Consider the following 12,845-nt stretch of genomic DNA (forward strand, 5'->3'; position numbering starts at 1 on the left):
GCCGACCGAATTGACCGATCTCCGTGCAGCATTGCCTTTTACGCAGATGATTCCAGCAATGAAAAGTAAAGTCTCGTTCTGCAGCCAAGTCTTTTTTCCTTTCACAGGCATAAAATGAATAGATGTAAAAAAAGGGGGGGATTGGATGAAACAGAGATTATTGCTGTGTTTGCTTTTATGCGGTGTGATGCTGTATTATGCCGTGCCGCGTTTGTCGTTGGAAAGTGGCGGTCTGGAGAGCCTGTTTGCTGGATCCTGGCTGTTGTTTGCATTGTTGGCGGTAGCTGGAAACTTGACGGGCATACTATATTCTCCTAAGAAACAAAAGGTAAAACGCAAGCAGGAATACAAAAGGTTGCGCCAATACTAGTAGTTGTTTGATAAACTAGGCTCTTTGACCTTATAATGGAGAATAGGAATACCGTGAAAAGGGTGAAGCGCTTGGCTACAAAGCATGAACAAATATTAAAACATATCGATGGGCTCCCTGTTGGCGAAAAGATTTCCGTCCGTCAAATTGCGAAAGCATTGAATGTTAGTGAAGGTACGGCATACCGGGCAATTAAAGAGGCGGAGAACCAGGGCTACGTGAGCTCGATTGAGCGGGTAGGCACGATCCGTATTGAGAAAAAGAAAAAAGAGAATATTGAAAAGCTCACTTTTGCAGAAGTAGTCAATATTGTTGACGGACAAGTTCTTGGAGGGAAAACGGGACTTCATAAGACATTAAATAAATTCGTCATCGGGGCGATGAAGCTGGATGCCATGATGAGATATACAGGGGCAGGGAACCTGCTGATCGTCGGGAACCGTACACAGGCCCACGAGCACGCGTTAAAAGCGGGTGCAGCGGTGCTGATCACCGGGGGATTCGATACGGAAGAGCCCGTTAAAAGGTTAGCCGATGAATTGGAGATGCCAGTCATCTCAACGAGTTACGATACGTTTACCGTCGCAACGATGATCAATCGGGCGATTTATGACCAATTGATCAAAAAGGAAATCTTGCTGGTGGAAGATATTTTGACACCCGTACAGGAAACGACCTTTTTGACTGTGGGTGACCGGGTTCAGACTTGGCATGAACTGAATCAGGAATCCGGGCATAGCCGTTTCCCTGTTGTCGATGATAATATGAAGGTTCAAGGAATGGTCACATCAAAAGATATCATCGGACAGGAAGAGCTGACGCTCATTGATAAGGTTATGACGAAAAACCCGATGACCGTAGGCGATAAAATGAGTGTGGCATCTTCTGCACATATGATGGTTTGGGAAGGGATTGAGTTAATCCCGGTCGTGAATGACAGTAATATCCTAAAGGGAATCGTGAGCAGGCAGGATGTGCTGAAGGCACTGCAAATGAGTCAAAGGCAGCCTCAGGTCGGCGAAACGATCGACGATACGATCACAAGCCAGCTTGTGATGACTTCGAATCGCGGCAAGGGCGAGGAAGTGTATAACTATGGCGTCACTCCGCAGATGACCAATTACCTTGGAACCATTTCAAGCGGTGTGTTCACGACATTGGTCACCGACTCGGCAAACCGTGCACTTCGAAGCTATAAGCGCGGTGACCTGGTCGTGGAAAACATGACGATCTACTTCATCAAGCCAGTCCAGATCGACAGTACGCTTGAAATCCATCCGCGTGTCCTGGATGTAGGACGTAAATTCGGAAAAGTGGATGTCGAGGTGTTTAACCAAGGCAAACTTGTCGGCAAGGCGATGTTGACTTGCCAATTGCTGGACCGATCATGAAAAATAAAAAGGATAATCGAAATTCGATTATCCTTTTTGATTTGCAGCTTCTTCGATTGCATGCGGCAAATAAAATTTATACATTTTATAGCCGCCCCAAACACTGAATAGCCCAACGAAGATGAAAACGGCAGCAATGATATAAGTGATGGTCGTGTGGAACAGAAAAAGCTGATTGATTCCGAATAGTGCGACAAACGCACCAAGGGCAATGGAAGACTTACCTGAAATCCATTTTTTCTCCATCGGCATCCTGGTTCGGACCGATTTGATTTTATAAAACAGATAGACCCCTAGCGAAAGAACGATCAAGGTGACAAGAATAGGCATCGTTTGAAATTCCCCCAATTTAACATATGTACCTTTTTATTGTAGCGGGAAATGAAAGAGAATGCCACAGTAAACAAGATGAGTCTTCCTATTTCCCCAATTTTTTGATTAAATGAAATATATCATCTTTATAAGGCTCGATAATACATATGTTAAGGGGAGATCTATATGAAAGCTGAAATATTAGCAGATATAAAGCGTTATGATACTATCATTCTCCATCGTCATGTCCGTCCAGATCCGGACGCTTATGGTTCACAGGGGGGATTGGCGGAAATCCTGAAAGCATCTTTCCCCGAAAAGCGAATTTTTACGGTCGGGAAAGAAGAACCATCATTGAATTATTTAAGAAGGCTCGATGTGATTTCGGATGAAACATATCAAGGTGCCTTGGTCATCGTTTGTGATACCGCAAATACGGACCGGATTTGTGATGCAAGGTACACGACGGGTGATAAACTGATTAAGATCGATCATCATCCTAATGAAGATCCATATGGGGATATGCGTTGGGTCGATACATCGGCAAGTTCAACAAGTGAAATGATTTATGAGTTTTACCAGTTCGGTAAAGAACAGGGCTTGAAGATGAGTGATGAAGCGGCACGCCTTCTATATGCAGGAATTGTTGGCGATACAGGTCGTTTCCTATTCCAGAATACGACTGAAAAGACATTTGCCCATGCCAGTGAATTGATCAACTATTCGTTCTCCCGCCCGCAGTTATATCAGGAAATGTATGACGTCGAGGAAAGCATAGTCCGGTTGAATGGCTATGTGCTGCAGCATTTCGAAATCCTTCCATATGGCACAGGGAAAATGATCATCACAAAAGATATACTTGAACAGTTCCAGGCTTCTACATCTGAGGCATCTCAGCTCGTTTCCTCGCTCGGTTCGATTAAAAATGTAAAGTCATGGGTCTTTTTCATTGAAGAGAATAAAGAAATCAGAGTCCGTTTCCGTTCTAAAGGACCGATCATCAATACGATTGCCCGTAAGTATAACGGAGGAGGCCACCCGCTTGCAGCTGGGGCTTCGATTCATTCTTGGGATGAAGTGGATAATATCCTTGCCGACATGGAAGAGTTGAATAAAGCGGAATGAAAAAAACGTAAAGACCAAATCGCCTATGATTTGGTCTTTACGTTTAGTGGATAGTATTAAGAAGTAGTCCTTTTTAGTTCGATTTCGATATTCATTTTCGTATAAAACATGATCTCGACGACTTCAAGTCGATAGCGCTTTTTATTGATGGTCACGATCTTATTTTCTATGGACTTCTTCAAAAGCACCTTTCCATCATAGACACTGGCGACATCTTTGGCGAGAAGAGAGGAAAGGTCGTCCTCGATCACATCCTCGGCTTCTGCAATACTCAGCCGATCCAGACTGTATTTTTCATTCGTAATGGTTACTTCCACTTCCTGAATCGTCAATATCTCCTCGTTTTTCTGGTTCAATTTTTTATAATCCTGCTCCCAAATTGCGATTTTCCCGTTTAAATCCTTGATCACTTCTCTTTGTTCGTGAAGGGTCCGGATCTGCTTCTCCTGCTGGACACCATGCATATAAAAGAAAATCATCCAACTGATCAATCCGCCAAGTGCGGCTCCGGCAAAGAAGCGCTGCCAGGTGGGAGACCGGTGATAGGGAGGGATCCTCATGATGAAATATGCTCTTGCGTGAACCAGTTTATGATCAGTGCTCCGGTCTGTGCTCCGCCAAGTGCAGATAGAATCAATAGGACCTGCTTGACTATATCCTTCGTTTCCCCGTGGAAAATACCGCGTTCGAAATTATAGACCATATCAAAAGTACCCCCGATCGCAGCGACGATCGCCCAAATACGAAGGCTGTCCGATAGCCGGAATACAGTCGTCATCGGGGCCTGTCCAGTAAAAAAAGCGGCGAGGCCCCCGATTATCGAGCCGCCAAGCAAAACGCCAAGCGATATGAAAAAGCTGTTGAGGAAGGCTGGAACAAAGGCTTCATTCATATATCATCATCCTTTTTTTATTGATATTCTTCTATTTCATTTATATGGGAAGTTCAGAGGTAATATGATAGTCGCCGGAAATCAGGAAGTTAAATTGCATTGGAAATGAGAACATATTTTCTTTTTTTGATAAAAAACACTATAATGAAAAGAAACATGCCTTACAAAGGTGGGGGAAAAAACGTGTATACTCATCTCCATATTCAGAGCGGATACAGCCTGCTGACAAGTACGGTGAAGATCACTGAACTTGTGGCCAAAGCGAAAGCGGATGGCTGTACAAGTCTTGCTTTAACCGATCGAAATGTTATGTACGGTTCGGTCTATTTTTATAAAGAATGCAAGAGACAGGGTATAAAGCCGATCATCGGCATACTTGCCGATGTCCTTGATGAACGGGATTCGCCACATGGACTTCTTTTATTGGCAAAAAGTCTACAAGGATATCAAAACCTGCTTAAAATAAGCAGTGCCATAAAAACGAAATCCCCGTCAGGCATTCCAATGAATTGGCTTAAAGCCTATTCCCGGGGCTTGATAGCAATCACTCCGGGTGCGGAGGGGCAAATAGAAACGCTATTTAGAGAAGAAAATCCTGAGGAAGCCAGACAGGCAGCGGGGCGATTCCTGCAAATTTTTGGTCATGATGACTTTTATGTATCCATACAGAGACTTTCGATCGCGAATGAGGAAAAAGGTAACGAAGCCATAAGTCAGTTGGCGAGAGATTTAGAGATAAAGATTGTCGCGACGAATCCAGTCTATTATTTGAATGAAAGCGATGCACTCGCTCAAGAAGTACTATTGGCAATTGGAAATGGCGACAAGCTGGCGGATGAGACGCATACGGTTCTTGAATCCGATCAATTTTATTTAAAAAGCCGGGCCCGGATGGCAGAACTATTCCATGACAGACCGGATGCACTCGAAAATACACTGCATATTGCCGCGCAATGCAATCTGGAAATTCCATTTCACCGTTCACTGCTTCCTAAGTACCCCACTGAAGATGGAGTCACAGCCGAGGAAATGCTCGAAGCCATTTGTTTCCAAGGGCTGAAGAAAAGGTTGCCGGAGCCATCCATTCAATATGAAGAGCGCCTGCGATATGAATTGGATATCATCACCAAGATGAAATTCAGCGATTACTTTTTGATCGTTTGGGATTTCATGAAATTCGCTAAGGAACATCAAATCCTGACTGGTCCTGGAAGGGGGTCGGCCGCCGGATCGATGGTCGCTTATGTGCTGTCGATAACCGATGTCGATCCGATCGAACATTCCTTGCTGTTCGAGCGTTTCCTGAATCCGGAACGTGTCTCGATGCCGGATATCGACATTGACTTTCCGGATAACCGCCGTGAAGAAGTGATTGCCTATGTCGCGAAGAAGTACGGGGAACTTCATGTGGCACAAATCATTACATTCGGAACATTGGCTGCCAAGGCTGCGTTAAGGGACACAGGACGTGTTTTCGGCTTGAATTCAAAGGAACAGGAAGCGGTATCGAAAATGATTCCAGGCCGCCTGGGCATCACGCTTCCCGAGGCTTTCAAGGAATCGAAAAGGCTCAGGGAATTCGTTAATGAGAGTGACCTGAATCAAAAACTTTTTCAAACCGCTTTATTGCTTGAAGGACTGCCTCGCCATGCTTCGACACATGCCGCAGGCGTCGTCATCAGCGATCAGGCACTGACCGAGCATATTCCGATTCAGGGGGGGCATGAAGGCATCCATCTGACTCAATATCCAATGGACCTTCTCGAAGAACTGGGACTTCTTAAAATGGATTTTCTGGGACTCCGCAATTTAACGCTCATCGATAATATTTTAAATAATATCAAAAAGGGAACGGGGAAAAAGATCGACTTGTCCCATATCCCAATGGATGACCCCGAGACGCTGGCTCTTTTAGGGAGAGGCGAAACAACCGGAGTGTTTCAATTTGAATCGGATGGCATCCGAAAGGTTTTGATCAAGCTGAAACCGAATCGATTCGAGGATATCGTCGCGGTCAATGCCCTGTATCGTCCAGGTCCGATGGAAAATATACCGCTGTTCATCGAACGAAAACATGGACTGGCTCCGATTGATTACCTGCACGAGGATTTGAAGGATATCCTCGAGCCTACATACGGGGTCATCGTTTATCAAGAGCAAATCATGCAAATCGCCTCCCGCTTAGCCGGGTTTTCATTAGGGGAGGCAGACCTGCTCCGTCGTGCCGTTTCGAAGAAGAAGAAGGATGTTCTGGATCAAGAGCGGCAGCATTTCGTGAACGGCTCATTGAAACAAGGATACTCCGAAAAAACGGCAGATGAGATTTATTCCTTGATTGTCCGCTTCGCTAACTATGGATTCAACCGAAGCCATGCGGTGGCGTATAGTTTCATCGCTTATCAGCTGGGTTACTTGAAAACCCACCATCCGGAATATTTCATGGCAGCACTCCTGACATCGGTCGTCGGGAATGATGAAAAGATTTCGCAATATATCCGTGAAGCCAAAAAGAAAGGGATAATGGTTCTGACTCCCTCGATTAACCGGAGCGGTTACCCGTTTTTACCGGAAAAGGAAGGGATCCGTTATAGCCTTGGAGCCATTAAAGGGATAGGCGGTACGGTCCTGAAAGAAATCTTTGCTGCAAGGAGGCAGAAGAAGTTCGCTGATTTATTCGATTTCTGTTTGCGCGTTTCGGGGAAAATCGTAAATAGAAAAGTGTTGGAGGCGCTTGTGCATTCAGGTGCATTTGATGAATTCGGTGAAGACCGGGCAACATTGTTGGCGAGCTTGGACGTTGCGATTAATCATACGGAATTGGTCAATCCGGATGATGACCTTTTCGATATGTTTTCGGATGGCGAGTTTTCACTCAAACCGAAATACAACCGGGTCGAGCCTATACCCATCGAGCACAAACTCTCATTGGAAAAAAGCGCATTGGGGCTTTATCTATCGAATCATCCGGTGACAAGCTACAGGGAACTTTTTCAGCACTTCGGCTGTTTGACCATAGATGAAGCTACCAATAAAAAGGAATCAAAAGTGTTGCTTGGCGCATACATTACGTCGGTTAAAACCATACGGACAAAAAAGGGCGATGTGATGGCTTTCTTGAGCGTTAGTGATGAAGAGGGGGATATTGAAGCGGTCGTTTTTCCAAATGTTTATAAAAATCACTCTGCCGACTTGAATAACGGACAACTCGTTATGCTGCAAGGAACATTGGAAGAGCGGGATGGAAAGACACAGCTCCTGATCAGGAACGTATACCCGCTTGAAAAAGTGAAACAGATGAAAGAGGAAAAGAACGGAACGATATTCCTGAAAATCGAGGCCGGCAAGCAAACGAAGGATACACTGCAAAAAATAAAAAAAATTTTAATGCAGCATAGCGGTGAAACGAAGGTCATGCTTTTTTACGAGAGGGAAAACCGCTATGTACAGCTATCTTATTGGGATTGGGTCAATCCTACAGATAGATTGATGCAGGCATTATTTGACTTGGTCGGAAAAGGGAATGTGGTTTACAAGAAAGAATAACTGTTTTACAACTTTAATAGTTATGTTATATTGAAAACAGGCCGCTGTGGTCTGACCACTAGATTTCAGCATATAAGATATGGGTTACCCAATTTGGTTTAGGAGTGAAACTATGACATTAAGAGAAGAAGCATTACATATGCACCGCTTGAATCAAGGAAAATTAGAAACAGTTTCGAAAGTACCGGTAAGGAATGCAGTAGATTTAAGCCTGGCTTATTCTCCTGGTGTCGCAGAACCGTGTAAAGATATTTACGATAAGCCGGATACCGTTTATGACTATACAATGAAGGGGAATACTGTTGCTGTTATTTCTGATGGAACGGCTGTATTGGGACTTGGAAACATCGGTCCGGAAGCTGCCATGCCGGTTATGGAAGGTAAAGCCGTTCTATTTAAAAGTTTCGCTGGAGTAGACGCTTTCCCAATCTGTTTAAAAACGACGGATGTGGACAAAATTGTAGAGACCGTTAAATTACTCGAACCGACTTTCGGTGGAGTGAACTTAGAGGACATAGCCGCACCGAATTGTTTTGAAATTGAAGAAAGACTCAAGAAAGAAATGAATATTCCTGTTTTTCATGATGATCAGCATGGTACAGCCATTGTTACTGTTGCCGGTCTTGTGAACGCATTACGACTAGTTAATAAATCAATGTCAGAAATTAAAGTGGTTGCGAATGGAGCAGGCGCTGCGGGCATTGCCATCATTAAATTGCTTTATAGCTATGGAGTTCGTGACATCATCATGTGTGATACGAAGGGTGCCATTTATGAGGGCCGTTCGACAGGTATGAATGATACAAAAGAACAAGTGGCGAAAGTGACCAATCGAAATAGGGTTTCAGGACCTTTGGAAACTGTCATTCAAAACGCTGATGTATTTATTGGTGTTTCTGCTGCAGGTGCATTGACGAAAGAAATGGTTTCTACTATGAACCGGGATGCGATCATTTTCGCGATGGCCAATCCAGATCCGGAAATCATGCCGGAAGATGCAAAAGCGGCAGGTGCCAAGGTTGTTGGAACAGGCCGTTCGGATTTCCCGAATCAGGTCAATAACGTCCTTGCTTTCCCAGGGATTTTCCGTGGTGCCCTGGATGTACGTGCGACTCATATCAATGAAAAAATGAAGGTTGCTGCAGTGCAAGCCATTGCCGGTTTAATACAGGAACATGAGTTACACGAAGACTACGTCATCCCTGCTCCATTCGATGAGAGGGTAGCACCTGCCGTCGCGGCTGCTGTTGCCAAGGCAGCGATGGAAACCGGAGTAGCCAGGATTAATGTAGATCCAGAGGAAATTAAAGAAAAAACAAGGAAATTAGCGATCATTGGAAAAAGTGAGGAATAATTAATTTGGCAGGTCGTACTTCTTCATCCAAAATTTATCTCGATGTCGTTGAGAGCCTACGTACCATGATTGAAGCGGACGGCCTCCTGCCGGGAGACAAAATCCCATCAGAACGGGAGTTATCGGATCGTTTTAATGTTGGCCGTTCCTCTGTCCGTGAAGCATTGCGTGCCTTAGAACTATTAGGGTTAATAGAAACAAGGCGTGGTGAAGGGACGTTTATCAGGGATTTCCAGGAGCATAAGCTAGTCGAGCTTCTGGGAACCTTTTTTTTGCAAGATAAAAAAGTACAAGAAGATTTGTCAGAGACGAAAAGACTGATTGAAATTGACTGTTTGCGGATCGTCGCCTTTTTCGCTACGGCTGAGGATATCAAAAGATTAATGGTCTGGGTCAAAGCGGATGAGTTTCATGATGATGATTTCTTCTTAAGAATTGCCATTTTGAATCGCAATCGATTGCTGGAAAGAATTTGGCGCATTGTCAACAGCTATGCTAGAACATCAGAGATGGTACAGGGTAATGTGAAAAAAGAAGATTATCTGGCACTTCTTACATATTTGCTCGAACGTGATGAAGAAAAAGCCATCGAAACGTATCTTATTAGAATTAGAAATATGTCGAAGGACGAGTGACACCTTTTTACACGATACTAATTTTATTTCTGATATAGTTTGTACCAAGTATCATATAATAGATAATTGGTGGTAAAGGGAGGATTAAGCTTGCTTAAAGAGCTATTTGCGAAATCTAAGAAGAAATATGCAACGGTTCCTTTAGACCGGGAGAAACAAGATGTACCGGAAGGAATCATGACAAAGTGCACCGGCTGTAAAAAAATCATGTATACAAAAGAATTGGTGAAAAACAAGAAAGTCTGTCTGCATTGCGGGTACCATCATCCGATGTCTTCCCATGAGCGCATCGAATTTTTATTCGACGAAGGCACTTTCAATGAATTTGATAAAGAAATGATTTCAGTTAACCCGCTTGAATTTCCGGATTACTTAGATAAATTGGAAAAAGATAGAAAGAAAGCCAAGATTAATGAGGCGGTTGTTACAGGAGTGGGAAGCATCAATGGGTACCAAGTCTCAACAGCCATCATGGATTCTAATTTCCGGATGGGAAGCATGGGATCCGTTGTTGGGGAAAAAATCACCCGTGCCATCGAACGTGCAGGTGAATTGAAGATTCCGTTCATCATATTTACGGCATCAGGCGGCGCTCGTATGCAGGAGGGTGTTTTAAGCTTGATGCAGATGGCGAAGACAAGTGCGGCACTCAAGATATTCAGCAATGAAGGCGGACTGATCATATCAATGATGACCCATCCTACTACAGGCGGGGTTTCGGCAAGTTTCGCGTCACTTGGCGATATTAATCTAGCCGAACCTGGAGCCCTTATTGGTTTTGCAGGACGAAGAATCATTGAACAGACAATCCATGAAGAGCTTCCTGAAGATTTCCAAACGGCTGAATTCTTGATGAAGCACGGCCAATTGGATGCGGTCGTCAAACGCACTGAAATGAAGGAAACCTTGACGACAATCCTTAAAATCCATGCTCCGGGCGGTGAATGGTCATGATTTACGAATTAGAGTTCGAGCGTCCCATTACGGACCTTAGAAATAAAATTAAAGAGCTAAAGTCCATTTCGAAGGACGCTGATGTAGACCTTACAGCTGAAATCGAAACATTGGAAAAGCGTTTAGAGAAGCTGGAAGTGGATATTTATAACCATCTTAAACCGTGGGATCGTGTTCAGATTGCCCGGCATCCAGCCCGTCCGACGACGCTTGATTACATTCCGCTATTATTCAATGACTTCATCGAGTTTCATGGTGATCGTTATTATGGGGATGATGAAGCGATTGTCGCTGGAATCGCAGAATTTGATGGACTTGCCGTGACTGTCATCGGTCATCAGCGAGGTAAGGATACGAAGGAAAACATCCGTCGTAACTTTGGCATGCCCCATCCTGAAGGCTATCGAAAAGCTTTACGTCTGATGAAACAGGCGGAAAAATTCAACCGTCCGATTATTTGTTTCATTGATACGAAGGGAGCTTTCCCAGGTAAAGCTGCTGAAGAGCGCGGGCAAAGTGAAGCCATTGCGAAGAACCTTTTCGAAATGGCAGGGCTGAAGGTGCCTGTCATCAGTATTGTCATCGGTGAAGGCGGAAGCGGCGGTGCATTGGCACTTGGCGTCGGGGACCGAATTTTCATGCTTGAGAACTCAACATATTCGGTAATTTCCCCTGAAGGTGCTGCAGCCTTGCTGTGGAAGGATGCTTCTCAGGCTAAGAGAGCTGCGGAATCGATGAAAATCACGGCTCCTGATTTAAACCGCTTAGGAGTCATCGATGAGATCATTCCTGAAGTGAGGGGCGGAGCCCATCGGGATTCAAATTTACAGGCAGAGGCCATCAAGGATATTCTAAAACGTTCATTCAATGAACTTCTGCCATTGAATAGTGATGATCTTATCAACCAGCGTTATATGAAATTCAAGAAAATCGGTGAATATGAATTTGCAAAACAGCCTGAGGGCGAACCTAAGGAAGTTGAACAGCATTCATAATCACATTTACAAAAGGGAAAACGTGCTGCCTCGGGCAACACGTTTTTTCATCCTTTCATGGGCGCATATGCATTCATTACAGAAACGTGTAAAGAATATGGTTTGTGTGTAGAATGTAAACTTTTGCGCCATTTTACTTCAATTTCTGATGAGAATCGGTTAGTCTTATAACATCAAGTAAGCATAAGTGAAGCAGTTTCCTGCTTATTGAGGCTTGAAAAAGGGTACAATGATATAACGAGGCTAAAAATTGATTAGTGCTGTAGAGAGGTGACATTTATGAAAAGAATAGGTGTATTGACAAGTGGAGGAGATTCTCCTGGCATGAATGCGGCAGTCCGAGCGGTTGTCCGGAAAGCAATTTTTCATGAAATTGAGGTCTTCGGAATTTATCATGGCTATCAGGGACTGATAAATGGAAATATAAAGAAGCTTGAACTTGGGTCAGTCGGGGATATCATCCATCGAGGCGGCACGATGTTACATACGGCTCGCTGTCCGGAATTTAAGACGGAGGAAGGCCAGCTGAAAGCGATTGAACAATTGAATAAACTAGGTATCGAGGGCATTGTCATCATTGGTGGCGATGGATCATACCGCGGAGCGAAAGCTTTAACGGAAAGGGGCTTCCCTTGTATCGGGGTTCCTGGAACGATCGATAATGACATACCGGGCACGGACTTCACGATTGGTTTCGATACGGCCCTTAATACAGTCATCGATGCTATCGATAAAATTCGGGATACGGCCACTTCTCATGAAAGGACTTATGTGGTTGAAGTGATGGGAAGAGATGCCGGCGATATTGCACTTTGGGCTGGATTGGCTGGCGGAGCTGAAACGATTCTTTGTCCTGAATATGAATATGATATAGAAGATCTGATTGGGAAGCTGAACCGCGGACATGACCGTGGGAAAAAGCACAGTATCATCATTGTAGCTGAAGGTGTTGGAAGTGCCGTTGATATCTCCAGGAAAATTGAGGAAAAGGCAGGGTTTGAAACCCGTGTAACGGTCCTGGGCCATGTTCAGCGCGGAGGATCTCCTTCGGCAAATGACCGTGTATTGGCAAGCCGTCTTGGAGCAAAAGCCGTTGAATTGCTTCTTGAAGGAAAAGGAGGCAGGGCTGTCGGGATAGAACAAAATCAACTCGTTGATTATGATATCATCGAAGCTCTTGCTAAACCGCATACAATTGATAAGAAAATGTATGAATTATCTGCTGAGCTATCCATTTAATCATTATTGATCGATAGATTGTTTAAAGAAGACAT

General features: G+C 44.2%; 12 protein-coding genes. 9 read left to right on the plus strand and 3 right to left on the minus strand.

What is annotated here, in order from left to right; translation table 11 throughout:
* The first annotated feature begins 145 nt into the window (after positions 1 to 145).
* Positions 146 to 370: a hypothetical protein gene (locus BW986_RS02255; RefSeq protein WP_076364733.1), complete on the plus strand. Its 225-nt coding sequence runs from the start codon at positions 146 to 148 to the stop codon at positions 368 to 370.
* 71 nt (positions 371 to 441) lie between these two features.
* Positions 442 to 1,761 (plus strand): DRTGG domain-containing protein, encoded by a 1,320-nt coding sequence (locus BW986_RS02260; RefSeq protein ID WP_076366255.1) that lies wholly within the window; start codon positions 442 to 444, stop codon positions 1,759 to 1,761.
* Between the two features lie 27 nt (positions 1,762 to 1,788).
* Here BW986_RS02260 and BW986_RS02265 read toward each other — a convergent pair whose 3' ends face one another.
* The gene (locus BW986_RS02265; protein WP_076364735.1) at positions 1,789 to 2,091 is read right to left on the minus strand and encodes a YtpI family protein; all 303 of its coding nucleotides are present in this window, start codon (positions 2,089 to 2,091) and stop codon (positions 1,789 to 1,791) included.
* 168 nt (positions 2,092 to 2,259) lie between these two features.
* On the opposite strand from BW986_RS02265, the gene BW986_RS02270 reads away from it, so the two are divergent.
* On the plus strand, positions 2,260 to 3,198 hold the full coding sequence (locus tag BW986_RS02270; RefSeq protein WP_076364737.1) for a DHH family phosphoesterase: 939 nt from the start codon (positions 2,260 to 2,262) through the stop codon (positions 3,196 to 3,198).
* A 56-nt stretch (positions 3,199 to 3,254) separates the two neighbouring features.
* Here BW986_RS02270 and ytrI read toward each other — a convergent pair whose 3' ends face one another.
* Positions 3,255 to 3,758, minus strand: coding sequence for a sporulation membrane protein YtrI (gene ytrI / locus BW986_RS02275; protein WP_076364739.1), 504 nt, complete (start codon positions 3,756 to 3,758; stop codon positions 3,255 to 3,257).
* Complete coding sequence (ytrH, locus tag BW986_RS02280) at positions 3,755 to 4,090, minus strand: sporulation membrane protein YtrH (RefSeq protein ID WP_076364742.1); 336 nt, start codon at positions 4,088 to 4,090, stop codon at positions 3,755 to 3,757. The genes ytrI and ytrH overlap by 4 nt, the downstream gene beginning before the upstream one ends.
* 183 nt (positions 4,091 to 4,273) lie before the next feature.
* Here ytrH and dnaE point away from each other — a divergent pair, with 183 nt between their 5' ends.
* From dnaE to pfkA, 6 genes are all read left to right on the plus strand, one after another.
* Positions 4,274 to 7,633: a DNA polymerase III subunit alpha gene (dnaE, locus tag BW986_RS02285; RefSeq protein WP_260320598.1), complete on the plus strand. Its 3,360-nt coding sequence runs from the start codon at positions 4,274 to 4,276 to the stop codon at positions 7,631 to 7,633.
* Positions 7,634 to 7,745: 112 nt separating this feature from the next.
* Positions 7,746 to 8,987 (plus strand): NADP-dependent malic enzyme, encoded by a 1,242-nt coding sequence (gene ystJ / locus BW986_RS02290; protein WP_076364744.1) that lies wholly within the window; start codon positions 7,746 to 7,748, stop codon positions 8,985 to 8,987.
* 5 nt (positions 8,988 to 8,992) lie between these two features.
* Entirely contained in the window at positions 8,993 to 9,622 is a 630-nt protein-coding gene (locus BW986_RS02295; protein ID WP_260320599.1) for a FadR/GntR family transcriptional regulator, read from the plus strand.
* 90 nt (positions 9,623 to 9,712) lie between these two features.
* Positions 9,713 to 10,576: an acetyl-CoA carboxylase, carboxyltransferase subunit beta gene (accD, locus tag BW986_RS02300; protein WP_076364748.1), complete on the plus strand. Its 864-nt coding sequence runs from the start codon at positions 9,713 to 9,715 to the stop codon at positions 10,574 to 10,576.
* Positions 10,573 to 11,571: an acetyl-CoA carboxylase carboxyl transferase subunit alpha gene (gene accA, locus BW986_RS02305; protein WP_076364750.1), complete on the plus strand. Its 999-nt coding sequence runs from the start codon at positions 10,573 to 10,575 to the stop codon at positions 11,569 to 11,571. The genes accD and accA overlap by 4 nt, the downstream gene beginning before the upstream one ends.
* Positions 11,572 to 11,850: 279 nt before the next feature.
* Positions 11,851 to 12,810 (plus strand): 6-phosphofructokinase, encoded by a 960-nt coding sequence (gene pfkA / locus BW986_RS02310; protein ID WP_076364752.1) that lies wholly within the window; start codon positions 11,851 to 11,853, stop codon positions 12,808 to 12,810.
* Positions 12,811 to 12,845 lie beyond the last annotated feature (35 nt).

The sequence above is a fragment of the Peribacillus simplex genome, assembly GCF_900156045.1.
GTDB classification, from domain to species: Bacteria; Bacillota; Bacilli; order Bacillales; family DSM-1321; genus Peribacillus; species Peribacillus simplex_D.